Raw genomic sequence first — 25,356 nt, forward strand, 5'->3', positions numbered from 1 at the left:
GCGATTTCAAAGCAGAGCTTTGGAAACACTATTTCTTTTTGTTCTTCGCAAAAGGGTTATTGCTGACTTTGAGATTCATGCGAATGGGCGTCCCCTTCAAGCCGAAGCTTTCGCGCAAGCCGTTGACCAAATAGCGTAAATACGCGTCAGGAAATTCTTTGGCCATGTTGGTCGAGAGCTGGAAAGCAGGCGGGCGCGATTTGATTTGCGTCATATACTTCACCTTGAGGCGGCGGCCACGCACCATGGGCGGGCTATGGTGCTGCAACGACATTTCAAGCCAACGATTCAACTCGGCGGTGGGCACGCGCTTATTCCAGATGTCGTAAGCATTCATGCAAGCATCCATCAGCGCATCAAGTCCTTGGCGATTTAATGCTGAGCACGGCACTGCCTCGATGCCATGGAATTGCGGTAATTGCTTGTCGAGCATGTAACGTAATTCTTCGAGATATTCCTTCTTCTTGGCCTTCACTAAATCCCATTTATTAAGGCCGATAATGCACGCTCTCCCCTCACGCTCAACGAGTGAGGCAATCACCGCATCTTGCTTTTCAAGCGGCGCGGTCGCGTCGAGCAATACCACCACGACTTGTGCGTATTTAATGGCGCGAACAGAGTCGGCAACGGCAAGTTTTTCGAGCTTGTGTTGGATGTTGGAACGCTTGCGCATACCGGCCGTATCCACCAGTTTCAGGCTGCGGCCTTTATGTGAGAATTCGACAGAAATCGAATCGCGCGTAATGCCTGCTTCGGGCCCCACCAACAGGCGATCATCACCGAGCAACGCGTTGATAAGGGTGGATTTGCCCGCATTCGGACGACCAATAATGGCAATGGAGAGATGCTCGTATTCCTCGGTGCTTTCTTCCACCTCTTCCCATTCGTCTTTTTCTTCGCGGTATTCTTCGAGCGCCTCGTAAAGCTCGCCCATACCTTCACCGTGCTCGGCGGAAATCAGGGCGATTTTGTTGAAGCCCAGTGAATATAAATCGGAAATTCCTGCGGCGGCGGCTTTACCTTCAGCCTTGTTGCCCACCAAAATAACGGGCTTGTTTGACGCACGCACCATACGCGCAAATACTTCGTCGGCGGCGGTGACGCCGTCACGCACATCGACCATGAGCAAAATCACATCGGCCTCGGTGATTGCCGATTTGGTCTGTTCCATCATGCGTGATTCCAATGCATCGGCTGGCGCTTGCTCAAGCCCTGCTGTGTCAATGATGGTAAACTCAAGCCCCGCTAAGGATGCAGGTGCATAACGCCTATCGCGCGTCGTGCCTGCTGCATCATCAACAATGGCCAGCTTCTTGCCCACCAGCCTGTTAAACAGGGTGGATTTGCCGACATTAGGGCGGCCGATAATCGCAAGGGTGAAGCTCATGATAATGATTCCTATTTAAACGCGTGCAGCGTTGCGTCGGCGGTGACGAGGTAGAGTACACCATTTGCGACAATTGGTGCGGCAGCAATGCCATCAGGCACATCGAGAATGCGCAGTTTTTTGCCCGTGCGCGGTGAAAGCGCAACGAAGCTGCCATCTGCATCCACCACGATGATTGCGTTACCTGCGAGCATAGGCCCAAATAATTTTGGGGTGATGTCGTGCCCACGGTCTGTTTGTTTGAGCGAGCTCACCCAACGCACTCCGCCGTCGCGCTTAAATAATGCGGCCACTTCATGCTCGTCGGTTAATAGGAAAAGTGCATTGCCTGCGGCCCACGGCGTTTGATGTGCAGCGATGCGCTGTGACCAAAGCGGGCGGCCATTGAGTAGCGCGTTGGCCATCATGACGCCGCCAGCACTTACGACATAGACAACACCGTCTTGTACGAGTGGGTCGGCATCAATACCGCTAAATGCAGCCGCCGCACGTGTTTTGATGGGTGAACTTACGGAGTCTGCCCAAATCACGGTGCCTGCGGTCAAACGCAGCGCCACTAATTCACCTGATGAATAGGCGGAAACCACCACGCCTTCGCTGATTACAGGCGAGGTGCGCGAGAAGAATCCTGCGGTTTCACGAATGCCGCGATGCTCCCAAAGCGGTGCACCTGTGGTGGCATTGAAAGCAAGGGTTTGGTTATCGGCAGTGAGCACCACCGCAATATTTTCTGAGATAGCAGGTGCACCACGCACGGGCGCGCCGACCGACGTTTTCCAGATGCTCTTGCCGCTCTTAGCATTGAGCGCGACAAGCTTGCCAAATCCTGTGGTGACATAAATCGTGCCATTATCATAAGCGATACCACCGCCCAGAATTTCTGGCTCGTCTTCTTCTGCTGCCGCTTCGCTCACCCAGCGAATCGTGTCAATATCATCGGCGGCATGGGCAGAGACGTTGCCAATCGCATCCATGGCATAGACGGTGCCTTCTGCAACAATGGGGGAAGGCGCCATGCCTTGCTTGAAATCATCACCATCACCAATGGTTGCTGAGCTGGAATTCTCAAGGCCTGTAATACCAGGGTGTGCGACACTCATGACTTGGTTGATGTTGCGCCAATCTTCGTTAGCCTGCTGTTCGGGTACATCAACGGGCTTATCCAGTACCGACTCGTCGGGCTTCAGTGTGGTTTCAGTGGCGAGCACGTCGTATCGCTCACCTGGCAACCGCTCGATTTTAGGTGGGTCGCCGCCCATCCAACCTGGTAGGCGCGTGTCGCTGCACGCACTTAGCGCAAGTAATGTCAGGATGAGTGGAGCGTAACGCATGTTACTCCTTGTACGCTATCGTCGTATCGAGTGAGCGCGCTTGTGCACGAACATTAGGCGGTAGCGTGGTGTCGTTGGCGATGGATTCGAGCAGCGCACGCGCAGCCTTCTCGTCCCCTGCTTGCCAGAGCCCTGCAGCATATATTTGCTGAAGTACTGGCGAAAGTGGTGACGTCTTTTTACCCTGACATTGTGATGGCATTTCACCTGCGGTTTTTACCAACCCCATCAGATGCAGGCAGGCAATATCGCGCCAGAACAAATCCTTGCCTTCGGGGGCTAGGATAATGTTTTGCAAGGTACGCAAGGCGGGCACCTCTTTCTCTGCGCCAAGCAAGGCGCGCGCCTGCCAAAGATTTACAGCATCGGCCAGCTCGCCTCGTGTTTGATGCGTCAGTGCTTCAAACGCCTTGGCGGCTTGCTCATATTTTTGTGCACCGTAAAGGGATTGCGCGTCGGCCAGAGCGAGGGTGATCTTTTCTGCCTGAGATTGTTGATATTGCTTCCAAACACTGGTGCCCGCCGTGATGACAACCAACGCGATGGATGCGTAAATAATCGGCATTTTGAGGTGATTCCACAACGCCATCAAGCGGTCTTGGCGAATGGCTTCGTCCACTTCACGTAATAAACTATCGTTCTCTGCCATAGGTTACTCCCACTCAATGGTGCCAGGCGGTTTGCTGGTAATATCATACACGATGCGGTTAATGCCGCGCACTTCGTTGACGATGCGCACTGCAATTGCATGCAGCACGTCGTGCGGGAAGTGGAATACATCTGCTGTCATGCCGTCGGTTGAGGTAACAGCACGCAGCGCACAGACGGCTTCGTAGGTGCGGGCGTCGCCCATCACGCCTACGGTTTTTACGGGCAGCAACACGGCAAACGCTTGCCAGATTTTATCGTAAAGATCGTGACGGCGGAGTTCTTCAATGTAAATCGCGTCTGCCTTGCGAAGCACATCGAGTTTCTCGAGAGTGATTTCACCTGGAATGCGAATGGCAAGACCTGGGCCTGGGAATGGATGGCGATACACTAAATCTTCAGGGATACCGAGCTCCATACCCAAGATGCGCACTTCGTCTTTGAAGAGTTCGCGTAATGGCTCGACCAGACCGAGCTTCATTTTTTCTGGCAATCCGCCCACGTTATGGTGCGATTTAATGGTCGCGGATGGGCCGCCATGGAAGCTCACTGACTCAATCACATCGGGGTAGAGAGTGCCTTGTGCTAAGAATTCCGCGTCTTGGAAGTTGGCTGCTTCGGCGTCAAACACCTCGACAAATGTTTCACCAATGATTTTGCGTTTACGCTCGGGGTCCGTCACGCCTTTGAGGCGGGTGAGAAAGAGCTGGCTGGCGTTCACGTAAATAAGCGGGATTTTGTAATGCTCCACAAAACGCTGGTGCACTTGCTCGCCTTCATTGAGACGCAGCATACCCGTATCCACAAAAATACAGACCAGCTGGTCACCGATCGCTTCGTGCAATAATTTGGCAACCACGGAAGAATCAACGCCACCGCTCACACCGCAGATGACTTTCTTTTTGCCGACCTTCGCGCGGATGCGGGCGATTTCCTCGGCGCGGAATGCCTTCATGGTCCAATCGCCTTTACAGCAACAAATCGCGCGCACAAAGTTCGTGATGAGTTTTGCACCATCAAGCGTGTGAACCACTTCGGGGTGGAACTGCACGCCGTAGAATTTACGCACTTCGTCGGCAATCGCTGCATAAGGTGCGGTTTCGGTGGTAGCGGTAACTTTGAAGCCAGCAGGTAATCCATTGATCTTGTCGCCATGGCTCATCCAGACTTGGCTGGTCTGGCCTTTCACCCATACACCTTTGAACAGCGCGTTATCATCCACCACACTCACCATGGCGCGGCCAAATTCACGCGTGTTGCCAGGCGTTACTGCCGCGCCCAACAAATTACACATGAGTTGCTCACCGTAACAAATACCCAGAAGTGGGATACCCAAATCGAAAATGCCTTTATCGACGGTGGGCGAGTAATCTTCATGCACAGATGCGGGACCGCCAGAAAGAATGATGCCTTTCGCGCCGAACGCCTTGATATCGGCAAGCGAAATGGTGCAGGGGCGAATTTCACTATAAACGCCCGCCTCTCGCACGCGCCGCGCGATGAGCTGGGTTACTTGTGAGCCGAAATCGAGGATAAGGATACGTTCATGATTCATAGGCTTGTTCGTCTAGCGTGAAGCGGCTGATATGTATAGTGGTTTTAGGTGGCTTTAGGGGGGCATTTTTGGCAACTCTGCCGTAACTTGACCAATAACATCATTGCGTGTGCGGTTTATTTCGTGAGGCAGCTCTAACCACTGTTACCTGAAATCCCCATTCAGCCTGCCCTTTTAGCTTTTTAACCGAAAATTAGCATTTTCAATCGTATAATCTTGCCTCTAGGCGGGTAATACACATTATTATCCACATAGTTACGCACAGAAGTTTGTGGGGATTCACACACGCTTCTTGTAGAAAAACAACAACGAGGCCCCTTCACTGGGCACATATAAGAGGTTGGCATGCGTTTTGGCGGACTTATTTTTGCAATTATCCTTGCGGCAGTAGCTGCATTCATCGTGCTTTCTATGTCGGGTGGTAACAGCTCGCAGGTCGCGCAGACTCCTGGTCAAGCACCACAACAATCCGTGAGCACAACGAATGTGATCGTCGCGGCGCAGCCCATAGTGCCCGGCATGCTCATTAAAGATGAAATGCTCGAAGTTCAGCCTTGGCCAGAACATTTGGTGGTCGAAGGATTCGCGATCGCAGGCAATGATGTGGTGAGCGGCATGGTGTCGCGCGGTAATTTCCAACCACAAGAGCCAATCTTGACTAATAAGCTCGTTAATAAAGACGACCCCAACTTCATTGCGGGTACGCTGCCTAAAGGCATGCGCATGGTGACCATTCAAACTAACGAAACAGACGGTTTGGCGGGATTCGTATTCCCAGGCGACCGTGTGGACGTTATGTTGACGCACGAGATCGAGGAAGAAAAATGGGTGCAGCCCCCAGGTGGCGCCAAAGGGCAACTTTCACAAAAACGTGAAACCAAATCCCTTACTGAGACATTGCTCACGAACGTGCGCGTATTAGCGGTCGACCAGCGCGCAGCAGGTGGCGTCAAAGAAGATGGCACGATTCCAATCCCACGCTCTGTATCGCTTGCTGCATCTCCGACGGACGCGCAGCGTTTACGTTTGGGCGCAAAGGTCGGCGCGCTGACCCTAACCCTACGCTCGACACAGGATGAAGAATCGGTTGATCCGATGATGGTGACGGCATTTAACGACATTTCGCAGTACCAAAAACCTGATGAATCGGTGACGCCAACAAGCGGCATCATCATCGTTCGCGGTACGCAGCCAGAAGAATCCACAGGCCCATCCGCGCCGCTTGACTTGACTGCACAAATCGCATCTTCTGCCCTTGCTCCTGGTGCATCGGGAGCAGCGCAGGTTGTGCCTGCGGTTGCGGTTCGCGTCAATCCTGGGGAACCCTCCGCAAACTAGCCCGCGTCGACGGTCACGCAATAGCCTGAGAGTAAGGGCAAACAATGGTTCGGTCGCGCCTCGCACGTGTTCTTAGCGCGTGTTTGATAGTATTGGGCTTGAACATGCTTTCGCATGAAGCCTTTGCTGCGAGTAAGCCGGGGACCTTCTATGTACCCATTAATCGCTCTGAATTATTGACCACTTCGGTAGATATGGGTGAGGTCATCATCACGGATCCCGAAGTCGCCGACGTGTATGTGCACGGCAAAAATAAAGTCTCGGTGATTGGTAAACAAATCGGCCAGACCACTTTGCGTGTATTTGATGGCAAATCGCGCCTCATTCGCAGCGTCGATGTGTATGTCGTCTATGACCTTCCAGCGATTCGCAAAGCACTGCGCGAGTTCTTACCATATGAGCGCATTGGCGTGGAGATGGTGAATACGCGCATTGCGCTGACTGGCGAAGTATCAAGTGCAGAAACAGCGGCAACTGCCGTTGAAATCGCCGAGCAATTCGTGGCAGGTAAGTTGACGAAAGACGAAGCCAAATCGCGTCCCGTTCGTGATGGCGACGCCGAGCGCTCGCCTATTCTGAATCTCATGAAAATCACCGCAGGCCAGCAAGTGATGTTGAGAATTCGTATCGGTGAAATCCAACGTACGGCGCTCAAAAATCTTGGTGTGAATTTGCAGGCGGTGAAAAGCGGTAGCCTAAGCTTTAACATCGGAACAGGTGGCGGACGTTTGGGTGCATTAGATGCCGCCACGAACGAGCGTTCTTTCCGATTCGGTAGTTATCAGGCTTCTAATAGCGCGTTTTCTGGTATTGGCATCCAGCAACAAGGCGGGCAATATGGTTTGGGTGGATTGATTGAAGCGCTGGAGCAGGATGGGCTATTCAAGGTATTAGCTGAGCCAAATCTGGTGGCACTTTCGGGCGAGCAGGCGGAGTTCTTGGCAGGTGGCGAATTCCCGATTCCCGTACCTCAAGACGGTGACAGTGTTACCATTCAATATAAACCCTTTGGTGTGGCGCTTAAGTTCACGCCCTACGTGCTGAGCGAGAATCGTATCCGCGTTCAGGTGCAGCCTGAGGTATCCGAAATCAGCAATGAGCGCACCTTCACCACTACGGATGGTTTTGTCGCTCCTTCGCTTATCACGCGTCGCGCTTCTACTACGGTGGAGCTTGCGCCAGGTGAAGGGTTCATGATTGCGGGCTTGATTCGCGACACCATGGTTTCCCAAATCAATCAGCTCCCAGGTGCGGGTGAAATTCCAGTGCTTTCGGCATTATTCCGTTCCGCTTCCTATCAGCGCAATGAAACGGAATTGGTGATTGCTGTAACGCCTTATTTGGTGGATCCAACCAAAGCGGGCGACATTAAATTACCGACCGATGATTTCAGACCCGCCAGCTTCATGGAGTCGATTTTCTACGGAGCACTTGGCGCACCGACCGATGCAACACCTACTGCAGAGGGGCCCGTTGGGTTTATGGTAGACTAATGCGCGCATCCCTTGCAGCACTCGCATTCCTTGCCCTCACGCTCAGCGCGTGCGAACGTCCGTCACCTCAGGCCTATTTTAATCGTGGTGGCCCTGAATCATTGATCGATGTGTCATCGGAAGTGGTCAATCTCACCGTGCAAAGCGATTCGGAACTTAATGATTTATCGGATTGGATTAACCGCGACCAACCAACACGCGCTGAACTTTACTGCACAGACGGCGACCCAATGTGCGAAGAGGCGAAACAAGTCCTCGATTTATATGGCGTTCCTACCTTACTTGTACCATCAGGCGAGCAGACCGTGACGCTGATTTATGAGCGTATTTTAGCGCGTGATTGTGAACAGCGCTTTATTGATAATGATAATCCCTACCAGCTTAATCATGCGTCTTTTGGGTGCTCGATTGCGGCAAACGTCGTTCAGCATGTGCCAAACAAACAGCAGTTTGTGAATCCAAATTTGATGGATTATCCGGGTGCAGAAAAAGGGGTTCAAGCCTTTGAGAATTACCGCAAGTCGCCTGAGGTGCGCGCACCACTCACCATAGATAATTCACTGACAAGTGCCTCTGGTTCTCAGTAATACGTTGCGCACACCTAGGTCTCGGGCATAAAGAGCGGTGTAGTGTGTCAGGAGTGTCATGAGCGGTTTATTTATTCTTATTAGCGAAGCATCCCTTGAGCCATGGGCGCGTGATGTTGCCCAAGCCATGGGTGTGGAAGAACCTTGGATTATGGTAGGTACGCCTGCTAGCGCGGCCGAGAAAATTGCCAAACATCAAATTACACCTTCGCACATCGTGCTTGAGCTTGGCTCGCGCGGCTCAGACGTATTGCCAGAAATTGACACGTTGGGCGAACAATGCGTGGCGGGCACACGTGTAGTAGCGGCAGGCAATACCAATGACATCCAACTTTATCGCGCGCTGGTATCACGCGGAGTGCTGGATTATTTGCCAATGCCAGCCTTGGGCCAAGATATTGTTAAAGCACTCGCTGGGCCTGCCTCAGCAGCACCTGCTGCCCCTGCCCAAGCGGCAGCCGCCACCGCCCCTGCCGCAACGCGCAGCACTGGCAAAGAAAAGCGCGTGATTGCCATGATGAGCGCCGCAAGTGGCGATGGTGCTAGCACACTGGCACTCAACACTGCTTACGCGATTAGCGAAATTTTCCAAGGCCACACTGTGTTGGTCGATATGGATTACCAATTCGGCATGGTGGCAAAGAATATCAATCTGCAAAGCCAGTACGGTATTCGTGATTTATTCGAACATCCTGAGCGTGGTATTGATACGACCCTCATTCGTCGCATGGCTGCCCAATATGGCGATCTGCACGTGATTGCAGCGCCTAGTGATTTGCGTTTTCTGCCCAATCTTAGTGCGCAAGCCATTCCAGAATTGCTGACCATCTTGAAGCAATCGTATGACACGATCATTCTCGATTTGCCGCATGTATGGTTGCCTTGGGTGGCTACTGCCTGCCAATATTCCACCCATCAAGTGTTGGTGGCGCAGCTTTGGCTTAAGTCCGTTACTCACTCGGCGCGCCTGCTGAAAGCGTGGCGTGAGCATAATATCTCGATGGATCAGGTATCACTGGTTATCAACCGTTCAGGCGCTAAATTCAAAGAGGCGATTGAGCCCAAAGACTTCGAAAGAGTGTGCGGCCTACCGATTCGCCACATGGTGACCAATGACATTAAATCCGTAGTAATGGCAGAAGGCGAAGCCAAGACAATTATGGAGCTACCACCTAGCAAACTGCGGCATGATATTGAACAGCTCGCGCGTTTGTTGTTGGGGCTTAATCCACTCACCGACTTGGACACGGACGAAGGAAAACCAAGTGGCTTTATGGGTGCTTTAGCGCGCTTCACGAAGGGAAGTTAATATGTTTGGTAAAAAACCTCTCGAAGCTTCTGCAACACCAGCAGCGCCAGCAGCTACCACTGCTGCGCCAAACCCTTCAGTGCCCTTCATACCAGAAGGTGAGCATGAGCTTTATCGCTATCTGGATTCCAAATTAGAAACGGCGGATTATCGCGCTGCTAAGCAGGCGTTGCTTGCTGATATGGTCGATCAAATCGATTTTCAGGCACTAGAGCGCATGGATGTGGATGTGCGTCGTCGCAAAGTGCGTGAAGCATCCGAGAAGCTATTACCAAACGTTCCTATTCCGCTTACCGCGCCGCAAATCTCGCTGATAAAAGATCAGGCGATGGACGAGATTTTAGGATTTGGCCCCATTGAGCCGCTCCTCAAAGATGCTGACGTCAACGATATCATGATTAATACGCATAAGCGCATTTACATCGAGCGCCATGGCAAAATTTTTCTCACCGATATTACGTTTTTGAGTGAAGAGCATCTGCTGGGCGTGATTCAACGCATTGTTTCACGCGTTGGTCGTAGGGTCGATGAAGCCAACCCGATGGTCGATGCGCGTATGCCAGACGGCTCGCGTTTCAACGCGATTATTCCGCCACTTGCGCTGGATGGTGCGCTGGTTTCGATTCGTAAATTCAAAAAGAATAAGCTCTCGCTCGAACAATATGTAGATTATGGTTCGCTCTCGCCCGCCATGGCAAAATTCTTGGCGATTTGCGGCCGCGTGCGCATGAATATTATTATCTCGGGTGGTACGGGTTCAGGAAAAACAACCCTACTCAATGCGCTTTCTGCCCATATTGAGGCGACCGAGCGCGTCATCACGATTGAGGACGCGGCAGAGCTGCAATTGGTGCAACCACATGTGCTGCGCTTAGAAACACGCCCTGCTTCGATTGAGGGCAAGGGCGAGGTGAATCAACGCCAACTGGTGCGCAACGCGCTTCGTATGCGCCCTGATCGCATCATTCTTGGTGAGATGCGCGGTGACGAGGCCATAGACGTATTGTCTGCCATGAACACGGGCCACGATGGTTCGATGGCAACCATTCACGCCAACACACCGCGTGATTGCTTGTCGCGTATTGAGAATCTGGTGGCGATGTCTTCGGTAAGTATTGGTGTTAGTTCGTTGCGCTATCAAATCGCCAGCGCGCTGAATCTCATCGTGCAGATTCAACGTATGCGAGATGGCAAGCGTCGCATTGTACAAATTGAAGAGGTCACGGGTTTTGACTCGCAGACTATTCAGTCGCAGACCTTGTTCCAATATCGCGTCAAAGGCGTGCGCGCTGATGGTACGCTAGATGGTGAATATGAAGCGATGCCGTTCAAGCCGCGCATGGCCGAACAAGCTGAATATTACGGGCTAGTGGATGAACTTATGTCGTGCTTCCCACGACCCGTATAGGAGGTTTCATTGGAAGTATTTCTCTTCGCATTAGGTGTGGGCATTGTGAGCTACATCGCGTTCGCGATACTATTTCCGAAGGCTATTCCGAGCGATGCGAGTGATTACACCAAGCAAGCGCTAGAACGCATCTATCAAGAAACGCAAGGCACGAACGATACGGCCACTATTCTCAAAGACCAGCTTCTGGAAGAGTCCGCGCTGGTGCGTGCGGTATTTGGCTGGCGCATCATGCAGCCTATTTATGAAGCGGCTGTGCAAGCGGGATATCTGCATCAATTGCGCTTCTTGGTGACGTTAATGCTGGCCGGATTTGGTATCAGCCTTGTTTTATTTATAGGGCTTGGCATCACGCTGCCAGCCGCTTTGCTGTTGGCAAGTTTGCTTGGTTATTATCTGCCATACCGCCATTGCGTGCGTGCAGTACGTAAGCGTAATCGCCAGTTTCTTGACCAGTTTCCCGATGCGCTCGATATGATTGTGCGCAGTGTGCGTTCAGGCTTTCCGCTCACTACCGCGCTGCAGATGCTGGCTGATAATTCGCAATCACCCGTTAAAGAAGAATTCCGCCAGGTGGTGGATGAGCTGGGTATGGGTCGTAATTTGAATCAAGCTTTAGCACGGCTTGCGGTACGTATTAATGAGCCCGATATTCGCTTTTTCGTGGTTGTACTCACGGTTCAGCAAGAGACGGGTGGCAACTTGGCAGAGATCATCAACAATCTTTCCAGCATCATCCGCAAACGCAAGCAGCTACGACACAAAATTCGCGCTATGACTTCCGAAGGCCGCGCGACGGCATGGGTGCTGGGCCTATTGCCAGTATTTGTGTTCTGCGCGCTTTATGCCATGCAGCCTACGTACCTGATGCCATTCTTCACTGACCCTATCGGTATGATGATGTTTGGTACCGCGCTTGGGCTGCTCGGCATCTGTGTCTTCGTCGTAAAACAGATGATTGACGTGGAGATATAATGCAACTTCTTGGCGCAGGTCTGGTTGGGTTGGTAGTGTTTCTAAGCTATCTCGCGTTTGACCAATTTTTGGCCAATCGCCGCCGCAAAGATTCGCTGCGCATTCGTATCGCGGCTGATGGCACACGCATTACCGAAGACTCTGAAGGCTCAATTGGTCTTGATAAAGAGCTTTCCATGCGCGCTAAAACGCTGGCAGGTATTCTACGCATGATGGGCGTGAATGTTGAAGAAGCGACGCGCAAACTAGAGGTGCGTTTCGCCCGCGCGGGCAATCCTTCTCCCGATGCGCCGATTTTCTATCTCTTCTTCCAGCGCGTGGTGAGCATTGTATTGCTAATGTTAGCACTGACATTTGTCGCCACCCCTGCAGACGGCACGCGCAAAATCCTTTTTATCGTGATGGGTTTATTCATCGGATTTATTGCCGTGTTCGGCGCCTATTTCTTTTTACAAAACGCCATTAGCAAGCGCCAAAGCCTGCTCATCAAGGCTTTCCCTGATACGCTCGATTTGCTGCTCATTTGCGTTGAATCGGGGCTAGCGCTGGATGCATCGCTCAACCGCGTGTGTGGCGAATTGGGACGCGCTTTTCCTGAAATGACGCAAGAGCTGAACCGCACGCGTCTGGAATTGGCATTGCTGAATGACCGCACCAAGGCGCTTTCTAACCTTGCTGAGCGCACAGACTTGCTCGCCTTCCGATCACTTACTGCCACGCTCATTCAATCCGAACGCTTCGGTACATCGCTCACCGATACGCTCAGAGTATTGTCCGAGGACTTCAGATTACAGCGCCTCGCAAAGGCGGAGGAAAAGGCCGCACGCCTGCCTGTATTGCTAACCATCCCACTTGTGTTCTTGTTGATGCCCGCCTTCATGCTCATCATCCTTGGGCCTGCGATTATCAGCTTCATGCGTGATGGTAGTGCTTTAACCGGCGGCTAAGTTCGCCTATATAGGCGTAATGGCTTCTTCATTACAGGTTATCTCCGAGTATGAACCGCGCGGCGACCAGCCGCAGGCAATTGCGCAGCTTGTCAAAGGCTTGGAAGCACAGGCGAAAAATCAGGTGCTGCTCGGTGTGACGGGTTCAGGCAAAACCTTCACCATGGCGAAGGTGATCGAGGCAACGAATCGCCCCGCCTTGATTCTGGCACATAATAAAACCCTCGCCGCGCAACTTTATAACGAAATGAAGCATTTCTTCCCCAACAATGCGGTGGAATATTTTGTTTCCTATTACGATTATTATCAGCCCGAAGCGTATGTTGCGAAAAGCGATACGTACATCGAGAAAGAATCGCAGATTAACGAACAGATTGACCGCATGCGCCATAGTGCCACGCGCTCGCTGCTGGAACGACGCGATGTGATTGTGGTTGCTTCGGTGAGCTGTATTTACGGTATCGGCTCGGTCGAGACCTATCTGAGCATGACCAAGAAGTTCAAAATCGGTGACGAGATTACGCAAAAAGAATTGCTCGCGCTATTCGTGCAGCTTCTCTACAAGCGCAATGACATGGCCTTTGTGCGCGGTGCTTTCCGTGTGCGCGGCGATAGTGTCGATATCTTCCCTGCCCACTTGGAAGATCGCGCATGGCGCTTGAGCTTCTTTGGGGATGAGATTGAAACCATCTATGAATTTGACCCGCTGACGGGCGAGCGCGGCGAGACCTTGAGTGAGATTACGCTTTATGCCAACAGCCACTATGTGACACCCAAGCCAACACTTGAAGCGGCCATCAAAGATATTAAAACGGACTTGAAAGCGCGGCTTGATTGGCTGCACGCCAACGGAAAATTACTTGAAGCGCAACGACTGGAACAGCGCACGCAATTTGATTTGGAAATGCTCATGGAAACGGGCATGTGTCGTGGCATCGAAAATTATTCGCGCTATCTTTCCGGCACTGCGCCGGGTGAACCGCCGCCGACGTTGTTCCAATATTTACCGCAAAATGCATTGCTGTTTGTCGATGAGTCGCATGTGACGTTGCCGCAAGTGCGCGGCATGTATAATGGTGACCAAGCGCGCAAACGTGTCTTGTCGGAGCATGGGTTCCGTTTGCCATCGTGCCTTGATAATCGCCCACTCAAATTCGAGGAGTGGGACGCGATGCGCCCACAAACCATTTGTGTTTCGGCAACGCCAAGCGAGTTGGAACTGGGCTGGACGAATGGGCTATTCGCCGAGCAGGTGATTCGCCCTACGGGCCTTGTCGACCCACAATGTATTATTAAGCCCGTTGGTTTGCAGGTCGATGATTTGTTGAGCGAAGTGAAGCAACAAGTAAAGCTCGGCCAGCGCACCTTAGTGACGACGCTTACCAAACGCATGGCCGAAGAGCTCAGCGAATATATGGACGAAGCGGGCATCAAGGTGCGCTATTTGCATTCGGATATTGATACGCTGGAGCGTATTCAAATCATCCGCGATTTGCGCGTTGGCGTTTTCGATGTGCTGATTGGCGTGAACCTGCTGCGTGAGGGTTTGGATATTCCCGAATGCGGGCTGATGGCGATTCTAGATGCCGACAAAGAAGGTTTTCTGCGCAGCAAAACGGCGCTGATTCAAACCATTGGTCGGGCGGCACGCAACGTGAACAGCAAGGTGATTTTATATGCCGATAAAATGACCGACTCGCTGAAAGGCGCGATTGCAGAGACCGACCGCAGACGTTCGATTCAGGAGGCCTATAATAAAAAGCACAACATCACACCGCAATCGGTGAAGGCATCGCTTTCGGATATTCGCCAGTCGGTCGAGGAGCAGGATTATTTGACTGTTGATGTGAAAGAGTCTGGCTTGGAAGATTTCACCGGCACATCGCTTGAAGTGCAGATCGAGAAACTGAAAAAGCAAATGCTCAAAGCCGCGAATGATTTGGAATTCGAAACGGCCGCACGCTTGCGCGACGAGGTAAAACGCATGGAGTCAATGCTGCTGGAATTACCTGCAACGCCTATTGCAAAAGCAACTGGCAAAGCACCGAAGACACGAAAAAAGAAAGCGTAATGCTGCACTGCGGGATTATGGGGTAGTAATTCACGCCTAAGTCTTTATGGTGCCCATTCATGAAAATGCATGGGGTCCTATGGCTGCTCAAAAAAAATCGTGGTTGAGTCATTTATATATTCAGGTGCTCATCGCTATTGGGATTGGCGTTGCGTTAGGGTATTTTGCGCCAGATATCGGGCAAAAAATGAAGCCTTTGGGTGATGGCTTCATCAAACTCATCAAAATGGTGATTGCGCCGATTATTTTTTGCACCGTAGTGTCTGGCATCGCCCATATGGGTGACATGAAATCGGCGGGACGCTTGGGTGTTAAATCTCTGTTCTATTTCTTTTGTGCTACTACCTTGGCGTTGATTATAGGCCTGATTGTAGGAACGGCAGGCGGCGCAGGAAACGGCATGAATATCGACGTTAGTTCGATTGACCCCAGCGCGGTAGATTCGTATCTAAGCGCAGCTAGTGCTACCAAAAGCGAAAGCTTTACGGAGTTTCTGCTTAATCTCATTCCCAAAACATTTGTTGGTGCATTTGCTGAAGGCAACTTGCTGCAAGTACTGGTGATTGCGATTCTGTTTGCTTGGGCCATGCTGAGCCTAGGCGCAAAAGGTAAGCCCATTCTTCAGGGTATTGATCTCGTCGCACAGGTGTTTTTCAAAATTATCGCGATTATCATGAAACTCGCACCGCTTGGTGCGTTCGGCGCCATGGCTTTTACCATTGGTGCTTACGGCGTGGAGACTTTAGGCAATCTGCTCTATTTCATGGTGCTCTTTTATGTGACATGCTTGGCGTTTGTATTCGTTGGTCTTGCCTTATTGCTCAAAGTGACCACGGGACTCTCCATCTGGCAACTCATCAAATATATCCGCGAGGAAATCTTTATTGTGCTGGGCACCTGCTCTTCGGAAACGGTGCTGCCGCGCATTTTGGATAAACTTGAGAAGCTCGGTGTCCATAAACAAGTGGTGGGTATGGTGATTCCTACGGGCTATAGTTTCAATCTCGATGGTTCGTCAATTTACTTCACCATGGCAGTAGTGTTCCTTGCCCAAGCCACCAACACACCGCTGACATGGGAGCAAGAAGTGGCCATTTTACTGACGATGCTCTTCACCTCTAAGGGTGCGGCTGCAGTGGTAGGTTCGGCGTTTATCGTGCTTACGGGCACCTTATCGACGCTTGATATTATTCCAGTGGTTGCCGTTACCATCGTGTTGGGTATTGACCGCTTCATGGCAGAGGCGCGCGCCATCACCAACCTGATTGGTAATTGCGTAGGCACGCTGGTGATTGGTCGCTGGGAGAAGGCGATTGATCTGGTGCATGCCAAGAAAGTATTAAGTGGTGCCATTGAGGTGCATGCGGCAAGTGACCCAGAGGATGTGATACTTGAATCGCATGCGCTGGACGCGGCGAGTAAAAAAGTCTAGACTTCCTACATTATGGATCCTGCGCTCAGTGAATCATTGCTGAATATGATTTTGGGTTCCTACTGCGTGAAGGGTCATCACGTAACGTGGGCTATGCCTGTTTATGTGTTGGCTAATCTTTCTTTTGTGCTGGCTGGGCTTTACACCTATCGCCGCTATCTTATTTTCCGTCGTGATGGTTTCGCGGCCGCAGAAGCGGTGCATGCCGTAGCGTGGGCTATTGCGGCAATTGGTATCTTGGGCGTTTATAATTATTTCTTCCGATCCGTACCCACCTTGTGGACACAGGTTGCTATTATCATGGCCTATGTATTTGGCTTCTTCACGATTTTCATTCGTTACGTGATTGGTCTGCGATGGAAGCATGTGCTGTTAGGCGTACTTACGTTTATTGTGGTGAATTACATTAACATCGAATTGCATAACCCACGCGAGATGAATGGTGCTGTTTTTTATCTACCCATCTTGTTGGTGCTGGTCATTTTCTCGGCGCACCTGCATGCGCATAACAAACCTGGCACGTTGCTCTTCATTCAGGCTTCGGTGCTCTTCATGTTTGCAGTATTCTTGCGGATGATGGATGCTAATGTCTGCGCCCGCACAGGTATGGGCACCATGGTTTTATGGTTGGTGTGCACGTCAGTGTCCATGGCCTTCCTGAGTGAGGTATTGGCGCGTAATGTGGCTCGACACCGTTAAGATGCTGTTTTTTCTAGCCACATACTAAATCTTGTAGTAGTTTTATGCGTAACTACTATTGCTAGGCAAGTGGCTTAACCGTTTCTTCAGATATCGGTGCTATTCTGAAGACTCAAAAACAACAATGCTAGACCACGAGGTAGTATGATTTTCGAAAACACAGGCCTGTATCATTTAAAAGAAATGCATCATGCCTCGCTTGCGCCTATGCGCATGATGGCCAACGCCACCAAACACATGTTCTCAAACCCCCTGCACCCGCTTTCCTATACGGGTCTTGGTCGTCACATGGCGGCAACGGGTGAGTTGATTGAACGCATCACCCAGTCTTACCCTAAGCCAGAGTTCGGCATCACCACGACCGAGATTGCTGGTAAAAAAGTAGACGTGTGGGAAGAAGTATTGCTTGAGAAAGCATTCTGTAAACTCGTGCGCTTTAAGCGCGATACGAAACAAAAAAGTTCGAAGCTGCTTTTGGTTGCGCCTATGTCGGGTCACCATGCAACGCTTCTGCGCGGTACAGTTGAAGCACTGTTACCGCATCATGATGTCTACATCACCGATTGGTTGGATGGTCGTGAAGTGCCACTCTTTAAGGGTGAATTCACGCTTAATACCTATATCGACTATCTGCTCGAATTTATGCGCCATATTGGCCCTGGCATTCACACCATGGCGGTGTGCCAACCTTCTGTGCCACTCATGGCAGCCGTTGCGTTGATGAACCAGACCAAAGACCCCTGCACACCTAAAACGATGACGTTGATGGGTGGTCCAGTGGATACACGTAAAGCGCCAACGAAGGTGAATCAGTTCAGCAAAGAACATTCTATTTCGTGGTTCGAGAGCAATGTGATCACACGCGTGCCGCTCAATTACCCAGGCTTTGCACGCCGTGTTTACCCAGGCTTCTTACAGCTTGCTGGCTTTATGAGCATGAACTTCGAGCGTCATAAAGACGCACATGTTGATCTTTTCAATCATCTCGTACAAGGAGACGGTGAGAAGGCGCAATCGCATCGTGACTTCTATAATGAGTATCTCGCAGTGGCCGATTTGCCTGCGGAATATTACTTGCAGACCATTGAGGAAGTATTCCACAAACATTCGCTGCCGGATGGCAAGTTGATGCATTATGACCAACGCGTGCGCCCCGATGCGATTACCAAAACCGCTATCTTGGCGATTGAAGGTGAGCTGGATGATATTTCGGGCCTTGGCCAGACTAAAGCCGCACTCGAGGTCACCAAGAATCTTTCGGATGCGAAGAAAAAATACCATATGGCACCACAAGTGGGTCACTATGGTATCTTCAATGGCCGCAAATGGCGCGAGCAGGTCCGCCCTGTTATTACAGGCTGGATTGAGAAACATTCGTAGATTATAATCCGCGCCATGCAGCGCGGTTTTTCACTCGTTGAGCTTTCGATTGTCCTTGTCATCCTCGGATTGCTGACAGGTGGTATTCTCGCGGGACAATCACTCATCCGCGCAAGTGAGCTGCGCGCTGTAAGCACAGAATATCAGCGCTACGCTGCTGCAGTACAAACTTTTCGCGATAAGTATTTTGCGATTCCAGGAGATTTTAATGGCGCAACCAGATTCTGGAATCGCCTTAATACGAATGCGGATTGTGTAAGCACTCATGGCCTCGGAGTAGCAGGTTCACCAGGGGCTTGTGATGGTGGTGGCGATGGAAGTATCAACAGTGCTGGCGGTGCTGGCCAGTCAGGCGATATGCACCAATTTTGGCGTCATCTGGCTTTATCGGGACTGATTGAGGGCTCCTACTCTGGCCTAGCCGGAAGCGGTGGCGGGCAGCATGTAGAGTTCAGTTCTAACAACGCGCCGCGCAGCAAACTATCAAACGCTGGATACGGCGCGATGTGGCTTGGGGTACAAGATGGCACCAACTCACCATTTGCTGGCAGCTATGGCAACACTCTGTACCTAGGTGGACAACACACTTCGAACGTTGCTAACGTTGGTGTTCTTAAAGCCGAAGAAGCTTGGAACATCGACACCAAGATGGATGATGGTCTGCCAGCTATAGGTAAAATACGAACTTTAAAGTCCAGTTTTCGATTAAATTGCACTACCACAGACGTGCCAAGCACTTCAGTCTATGATTTAGTTCAGACCGCGCTTGGGTGTCCTTTACTGCTAACCAATTTATAGAATTGTTAGATATGAATCGTGGTTTCTCGTTGGTTGAACTCTCGATTGTCCTTGTCATCCTCGGATTGCTGACAGGTGGTATCCTCGCGGGTCAGTCGCTCATTCGTGCATCCGAGCTGCGCGCTGTAAGCACAGAATATCAGCGCTACGCTGCTGCCGTGAATACCTTCCGCGATAAGTACTTTGCGATTCCCGGCGATATGAGCAGCGCAACTAGTTTCTGGGGTAAGAACGCGACAGACTGTAACGCTCATAGCGGCAGCGCAGCCACGCCTGGCACCTGTAATGGAAACGGCGATGGCGCGATTACCGATGCTGCCGGCGCGGGCTTAACGGGTGAGCGTTTCCAATTCTGGAAACAACTCTCCTTGGCGGGTCTAATAGAGGGTACTTATACGGGTCTTGCTGGTAGCGGCGGTGCAAACCACACCATCATCGGTACAAATGGCCCATCGAGTAAACTGGGAAGTGGCGGATGGACGGTAGTCACCTCTGTCTCTCCCTTTGTTGGCAACACCACTTTCTATGCTGGCGAATATCTTAACCATCTTCGCTTTGGGGCTGCTTCAGCAACAGGCGCGTCGCATACTGCGCTATTAAAACCAGAAGAAGCATGGAATATCGATACGAAGATGGATGACGGTAAGCCCGCCACTGGAAGAATAATCGCCATGTATTGGAATAACTTATGTAGCGCGGCTGATGATGGTACGCATTCGGAGCTCGATCTGGTCGCAAGCTATCGTTTGACCGATTCTACGCCCCAATGTGCCTTGAATTTCACAAAAGCATTTTAACCACATTGCCGCTTGACTGGCAGGGCGTGAGCCCGTAAGTAACAGCCGTTTACCCGTTTATTGGAGTTTTACTGATGGCTCAGACCTTCGCCACTGCCCCCAATGCCGCGCTCATGCTCGCGGATGGGACAGTGTTTTCAGGGTTTGGCGTTGGCGCACATGGTATTACAGCGGGTGAAATCTGCTTCAACACCGCGATGACGGGGTATCAGGAAATCCTCACCGACCCATCATACACCGGTCAAATCATTACCTTCACCTTTCCGCATATTGGCAATGTCGGCTGCAATGGCGAGGATATCGAGGCGGCAAAGCCCTACGCCGCAGGGTTAATTCTGCGCGAGAACATCACCGACCCTTCCAGCTTCCGCGCCAATGTGCACCTCACTGATTGGCTCATCAATAACGGCATCACGGGCATTTGCGGCGTGGATACGCGTGCACTCACCGCGCATATCCGCAAAAACGGCGCACAAAATTGCGCGATTGGTTTTTTCAAAGATGGCAAAATCGACCAGAAGAAATTACAAGCCGCACTCGACGCTGCGCCCGATATGAATGGCCTAGAGCTCGCCGCGCATGTGACGACCCCTGCGCAATATGAATGGCGCAAGCAGCGCTGGGCGCTGGGCAAAGGCTACACAGAAATCGGCAATGGTGCGCACCATGTGGTGGCGATTGATTATGGTGAGAAACTCAACATCCTTCGTTGCCTTGCTTCGCAAGATTGCAGGCTGACGGTTGTTCCAGCGACCACCACCGCAGAAGAGATTTTAGCACTGAAGCCAGACGGTGTGTTCTTAAGCAATGGCCCTGGCGACCCTTCCGCCACGGCGCAATATTCCCTGCCCGTGATTCAAAAAATCATTGCCGCGAACGTGCCGCTGTTTGGTATTTGCCTCGGGCATCAAATGCTCGGCCTCGCACTCGGCGCGAAAACCGAGAAAATGAAACAAGGCCATCGCGGGGCGAACCACCCTGTCAAAGATTTGAAAACGAACAAGGTTGCCATTACTTCGCAGAACCACGGCTTCTGCGTGAGCGATAAGGGCTTGCCCGCTAATGTCGAGGTCACACACCGTTCGTTGTTTGATGGCACGATTCAAGGCATCGCCACCAAAGACGGCATGTGCTTCTCGGTGCAAGGCCACCCCGAGGCATCCCCCGGCCCGCATGATTGGTTGCCGCTGTTCAAACAATTCGCCGAACTCATGGCCTCACAGAAAAAGAGGGCTGCGTAATGCCTAAACGTACGGACATAAAAAGCATTCTGATTATTGGCGCGGGGCCGATTGTGATTGGCCAAGCCTGCGAGTTTGACTATTCGGGCACGCAAGCGGTGAAAACGCTGAAGGCCGAAGGCTACCGCGTGATTCTGGTGAATAGCAACCCTGCCACCATTATGACTGACCCTGACTTGGCAGACGCGACCTATATCGAACCCATCACGCCGGAATATGTCGAAAAAATTATTGCGAAAGAAAAGCCAGACGTGTTGCTACCCACCATGGGCGGGCAAACGGCGCTGAATTGTGCGAAGGCACTCGCAGAAAGCGGCGTGCTTGAGAAATATAATGTCGAGTTGATTGGCGCAAAACTCGAATCCATCAACAAAGCGGAAGACCGCTTGTTATTCGGCCAAGCTATGGCGCGCATTGGTTTAGAAGTTCCCAAAAACCATGTCGTAAAAACCATGGAAGAGGCGCGCGCCGCACTGGCGGATACGGGCCTGCCTGCTGTCATCCGCCCGTCCTTCACCATGGGTGGTTCGGGCGGCGGTATTGCCTATAACCGTGAAGAATTCGAAGCGATTGTCGCTTCAGGCTTGGACGCTTCGCCGGTGGGTGAAGTGATGATTGATGAATCCGTACTCGGCTGGAAAGAGTATGAGATGGAAGTGGTGCGCGACAAGGCGGATAACTGCATCATCATCTGCTCCATTGAGAATATCGACCCGATGGGCGTGCATACCGGTGACTCCATCACCGTTGCCCCTGCCCTCACGCTCACCGACAAAGAATATCAGATCATGCGCGACGCTTCGATTGCCGTGCTGCGCGAGATTGGCGTGGATACGGGCGGCTCGAACGTGCAATTCGCCGTGAACCCGAAAGACGGGCGCATGGTGGTGATTGAGATGAACCCACGCGTGTCGCGTTCCTCCGCATTGGCATCGAAAGCCACGGGCTTCCCAATTGCGAAGGTGGCAGCGAAATTGGCATTGGGCTATACGCTTGATGAAGTCATCAACGACATTACCAAGGCAACGCCTGCGAGCTTTGAACCGACGATTGATTATGTGGTGACGAAAATTCCGCGCTTTACGTTCGAGAAATTCCCCGGCACGGACACGACGCTGACGACCGCCATGAAATCAGTCGGTGAAGCGATGGCGATTGGTCGTAGTTTTGCGGAATCGTTGCAAAAAGCCTTCCGTTCGCTCGAGACGGGACTCACGGGATTAAATGCGGTGGAGATTGAAGGCGTAAGCGCAGAAAACCTAGATGCTGTGCGCTCGGCGCTTACCGTTGCTGCGCCCGATAGACTTCTCAAAATCGGCCAAGCCTTGCGCTTCGGCATGAGTGTGGATGAAATTCACACGCTTACGAAATATGACCCATGGTTCATTCGCGAACTGAAGAAAATTATTGATGCCGAAATGTGGGTGAAAGCGAATGGTTTGCCAAGCGATGCGCCATCGTTACACGCACTCAAAAAACTTGGTTTCAGCGATAAGCAGCTTGCTGCCCTCACCAAGAAAACCGAGAAAGATATTCGCAAGGCGCGCCACAAACATAACGTGCGCCCTGTGTTCAAGCGCGTCGATACGTGTGCGGCGGAATTCGAATCACCCACGCCGTACATGTATAGCTGCTATGAAGGTCATGGTGAGGCCGCGTTCTGCGAATCACGCCCAAGTGACCGCAAAAAAATCGTTATCTTAGGTGGTGGGCCGAACCGTATTGGCCAAGGTATTGAGTTTGATTATTGCTGCGTACACGCGGCCTATGCCCTCAAAGACGCGGGCTATGAAACCATCATGATCAACTGTAACCCTGAAACGGTTTCAACGGATTATGACACCTCAGATCGCTTGTACTTCGAGCCACTCACGGCAGAAGATGTGATTGAAATTATCGAGAAAGAAAAAACGAACGGCACGCTCGTGGGTGTGATTTTGCAGTTCGGCGGACAAACGCCACTCAAGCTCGGCCACGCACTCGAAGAAGCGGGCATTCCGATTATCGGTACGTCAGTCGATTGCATTGACCTTGCCGAAGACCGCGAGCGTTTCCAAAAATTGCTGCACAAATTGAAATTGAAGCAGCCGAAGAATGCGATTTGTAAAACGGTTGAAGAAGTGGTGCCGGCTGCAGAAGCCATTGGCTACCCTGTAGTGGTGCGCCCGTCTTATGTTCTTGGTGGCCGCGCGATGCGCATTATTCATGGCTCGGTCGAATTAAAAAATTATACGGCGGAGCTCTTAGCTCTGTTTGGTGATGGACCAATTCTGCTGGATGGCTATTTGCAGGACGCGATTGAGCTCGATGTGGATTGCTTGAGCGACGGCAAGGATTTCTTTGTCCCTGGCATCATGGAACATATTGAAGAAGCGGGCATTCACTCCGGCGATTCGGCGTGTTCATTGCCGCCTTATTCATTGCCCGATAATATTATCGACGAAGTGCGCAAGCAAACGATTGCGCTTGCGGGTGCGTTGGGCGTGAAAGGCCTGATGAACGTGCAGTTTGCCGTACAGCAGGGCAATATTTATATCCTCGAAGTGAATCCACGCGCCTCGCGCACCGTGCCGTTCGTTGCCAAAGCAACGGGCATTCAGATTGCGAAAATCGCGTCACGCCTCATGGCGGGTGAGTCACTGGCGAGCTTTGATTTGCCAGACGACACGACCTTGATGAAAAATCTCAAACACGTTGCGGTGAAGGAAGTGGTGTTCCCATTCGCGCGCTTCCCAGGCGTGGATACGATTTTAGGGCCTGAAATGAAATCAACGGGTGAGACCATGGGTCTGCACACGAATTTTGCTGCGGCATTTGCCAAGGGCTTCATTGGTGCGGGCAGCACCTTGCCTAAGGAAGGCAAAGTGTTCCTTTCGGTGCGTGATGGCGACAAGCCAGCCGCTTCGGTCATTGCGCAGGAACTTACAACGCTTGGTTTCCGCGTTGTCTGCACGCGTGGTACGGGCGAGTATTTGAAGCTACAAGGCATACCGATTGAGATCGTCAATAAGGTGCGCGAGGGTCGCCCGCATATCGTGGATATGATGAAAGACGGTAATATCGCCATGGTATTTAATACCACCGAGGGTCAGGCCGCGATTACCGACTCCTATTCGATTCGCCGCACGGCGCTTTTGGGTAAAATTCCTTATTCGACCACCATTGCAGGCGCCCGCGCTATGGTTCAAGCGATTGCCGCGATTGATAAAGCGGGTGCTAAGGGATTGGACGTTGCGCCACTGCAATCATACGTGAATACGCAAGCTGCTAAGAAGAAAAGCGCAGCGTAGTTTTAGCGTTAGAGGTTCATTTGCACTGGTGAAGTTTGCTCACGCGATTCGGCGAGCTTGCTCGCATGGCCACCTTGTTTCTGAGCATTCATGAGACCTTCGAGAATCGTCTGCTCTTGTGGTGAGAGTGCGGCGTTTTTATAGGCCATGCCTTCGGCGATTTTTTGTTCGCCCAACTGATTGAGTGCTTGGTTATAGTCGCGCTGCATTTCTTTTTTGCGCATGCCGCTGCCGATCACCATGCCAGTGATGGTTGTTGCTAAGCTTGTAAGACCCAGAAGCGATCCCACAATGCCTACTTTTCCTGCCATCGCCTTAGGAATATTAACAAAGCTAATACCAAATGTTATTGGTGACACTACAGCTAAACCCGTAATGATACCTGTATTCCAAGAAGTCGGCTTTTTGACCTCGCGTCCCTCAACTTGTTCTTGCTCTTGTTTTGATTTGCCTAAAAATCCACCAACAACAGCACCCAGAGCCGATACAGCAAAACTTGCAGTAATTGCCGTGCGCACCTTTCCAGAAAGCATCATGGGTATAGTTGCTAAATATCCCGCTATTCCACCCCAGAATGCGCCTTGCCCTGCCCCGTGGTTGAGCAAGCTCGGTTTTTCCTGCGGTTTGATTTTGGGTAGTTGTTCTTGCTTGGCCATATGTTTCTCCTGCT

The 25,356-nt window shown here is 51.6% G+C and carries 20 protein-coding genes; 15 read left to right on the forward strand and 5 right to left on the reverse strand.

Features of this window, described 5'->3' with window-relative positions:
* Positions 1-28: 28 nt before the first annotated feature.
* Genes der through guaA form a run of 4 tightly spaced genes read right to left on the reverse strand, consistent with a single transcriptional unit; the run spans position 29 to position 4,921 of the window.
* Positions 29-1,387 (reverse strand): ribosome biogenesis GTPase Der, encoded by a 1,359-nt coding sequence (der, locus tag J0M34_06925; protein ID MBN8543978.1) that lies wholly within the window; start codon positions 1,385-1,387, stop codon positions 29-31.
* An 11-nt stretch (positions 1,388-1,398) separates the two neighbouring features.
* Entirely contained in the window at positions 1,399-2,718 is a 1,320-nt protein-coding gene (locus J0M34_06930; GenBank protein MBN8543979.1) for a PQQ-binding-like beta-propeller repeat protein, read from the reverse strand.
* 1 nt (position 2,719) lies between these two features.
* On the reverse strand, positions 2,720-3,367 hold the full coding sequence (locus J0M34_06935; protein ID MBN8543980.1) for a tetratricopeptide repeat protein: 648 nt from the start codon (positions 3,365-3,367) through the stop codon (positions 2,720-2,722).
* A 3-nt stretch (positions 3,368-3,370) separates the two neighbouring features.
* Positions 3,371-4,921: a glutamine-hydrolyzing GMP synthase gene (gene guaA / locus J0M34_06940; protein MBN8543981.1), complete on the reverse strand. Its 1,551-nt coding sequence runs from the start codon at positions 4,919-4,921 to the stop codon at positions 3,371-3,373.
* Between the two features lie 345 nt (positions 4,922-5,266).
* On the opposite strand from guaA, the gene cpaB reads away from it, so the two are divergent.
* The 15 genes from cpaB to carB all read left to right on the forward strand — a co-directional run bounded on the left by cpaB (position 5,267) and on the right by carB (position 24,686).
* Complete coding sequence (gene cpaB / locus J0M34_06945; GenBank protein ID MBN8543982.1) at positions 5,267-6,259, forward strand: Flp pilus assembly protein CpaB; 993 nt, start codon at positions 5,267-5,269, stop codon at positions 6,257-6,259.
* A 44-nt stretch (positions 6,260-6,303) separates the two neighbouring features.
* Entirely contained in the window at positions 6,304-7,752 is a 1,449-nt protein-coding gene (locus tag J0M34_06950) for a type II and III secretion system protein family protein (protein ID MBN8543983.1), read from the forward strand.
* Positions 7,752-8,339 (forward strand): hypothetical protein, encoded by a 588-nt coding sequence (locus J0M34_06955; GenBank protein MBN8543984.1) that lies wholly within the window; start codon positions 7,752-7,754, stop codon positions 8,337-8,339. Before J0M34_06950 ends, J0M34_06955 begins: the two co-directional genes overlap by 1 nt.
* A gap of 58 nt (positions 8,340-8,397) precedes the next feature.
* A complete protein-coding gene (locus J0M34_06960; GenBank protein ID MBN8543985.1) occupies positions 8,398-9,648 on the forward strand; it encodes a hypothetical protein in 1,251 nt (416 codons plus the stop codon).
* Position 9,649: 1 nt separating this feature from the next.
* Complete coding sequence (locus tag J0M34_06965; GenBank protein MBN8543986.1) at positions 9,650-11,056, forward strand: CpaF family protein; 1,407 nt, start codon at positions 9,650-9,652, stop codon at positions 11,054-11,056.
* A gap of 9 nt (positions 11,057-11,065) precedes the next feature.
* Complete coding sequence (locus tag J0M34_06970; protein ID MBN8543987.1) at positions 11,066-12,031, forward strand: type II secretion system F family protein; 966 nt, start codon at positions 11,066-11,068, stop codon at positions 12,029-12,031.
* A complete protein-coding gene (locus tag J0M34_06975) occupies positions 12,031-12,978 on the forward strand; it encodes a type II secretion system F family protein (protein ID MBN8543988.1) in 948 nt (315 codons plus the stop codon). The genes J0M34_06970 and J0M34_06975 overlap by 1 nt, the downstream gene beginning before the upstream one ends.
* Before the next feature lie 19 nt (positions 12,979-12,997).
* A complete protein-coding gene (gene uvrB / locus J0M34_06980; protein ID MBN8543989.1) occupies positions 12,998-15,049 on the forward strand; it encodes an excinuclease ABC subunit UvrB in 2,052 nt (683 codons plus the stop codon).
* A gap of 46 nt (positions 15,050-15,095) precedes the next feature.
* Positions 15,096-16,481, forward strand: a complete 1,386-nt coding sequence (dctA, locus tag J0M34_06985) for a C4-dicarboxylate transporter DctA (protein ID MBN8543990.1) — start codon at positions 15,096-15,098, stop codon at positions 16,479-16,481.
* A 12-nt stretch (positions 16,482-16,493) separates the two neighbouring features.
* Positions 16,494-17,180: a hypothetical protein gene (locus tag J0M34_06990; GenBank protein MBN8543991.1), complete on the forward strand. Its 687-nt coding sequence runs from the start codon at positions 16,494-16,496 to the stop codon at positions 17,178-17,180.
* Positions 17,181-17,324: 144 nt separating this feature from the next.
* Complete coding sequence (locus J0M34_06995) at positions 17,325-18,560, forward strand: polyhydroxyalkanoate depolymerase (protein ID MBN8543992.1); 1,236 nt, start codon at positions 17,325-17,327, stop codon at positions 18,558-18,560.
* Positions 18,561-18,575: 15 nt separating this feature from the next.
* On the forward strand, positions 18,576-19,358 hold the full coding sequence (locus tag J0M34_07000) for a type II secretion system protein (protein MBN8543993.1): 783 nt from the start codon (positions 18,576-18,578) through the stop codon (positions 19,356-19,358).
* 11 nt (positions 19,359-19,369) lie between these two features.
* A complete protein-coding gene (locus J0M34_07005) occupies positions 19,370-20,155 on the forward strand; it encodes a prepilin-type N-terminal cleavage/methylation domain-containing protein (protein MBN8543994.1) in 786 nt (261 codons plus the stop codon).
* Between the two features lie 113 nt (positions 20,156-20,268).
* Entirely contained in the window at positions 20,269-21,396 is a 1,128-nt protein-coding gene (gene carA, locus J0M34_07010) for a glutamine-hydrolyzing carbamoyl-phosphate synthase small subunit (GenBank protein MBN8543995.1), read from the forward strand.
* On the forward strand, positions 21,396-24,686 hold the full coding sequence (gene carB / locus J0M34_07015; protein MBN8543996.1) for a carbamoyl-phosphate synthase large subunit: 3,291 nt from the start codon (positions 21,396-21,398) through the stop codon (positions 24,684-24,686). Before carA ends, carB begins: the two co-directional genes overlap by 1 nt.
* 8 nt (positions 24,687-24,694) lie before the next feature.
* On the opposite strand, the gene J0M34_07020 is transcribed toward carB, so the two are convergent.
* Positions 24,695-25,342: a hypothetical protein gene (locus tag J0M34_07020; protein ID MBN8543997.1), complete on the reverse strand. Its 648-nt coding sequence runs from the start codon at positions 25,340-25,342 to the stop codon at positions 24,695-24,697.
* Positions 25,343-25,356: the final 14 nt, after the last annotated feature.

The organism is Alphaproteobacteria bacterium (assembly GCA_017302575.1).
Lineage (GTDB): Bacteria > Pseudomonadota > Alphaproteobacteria > Rickettsiales > UBA3002 > JAFLDD01.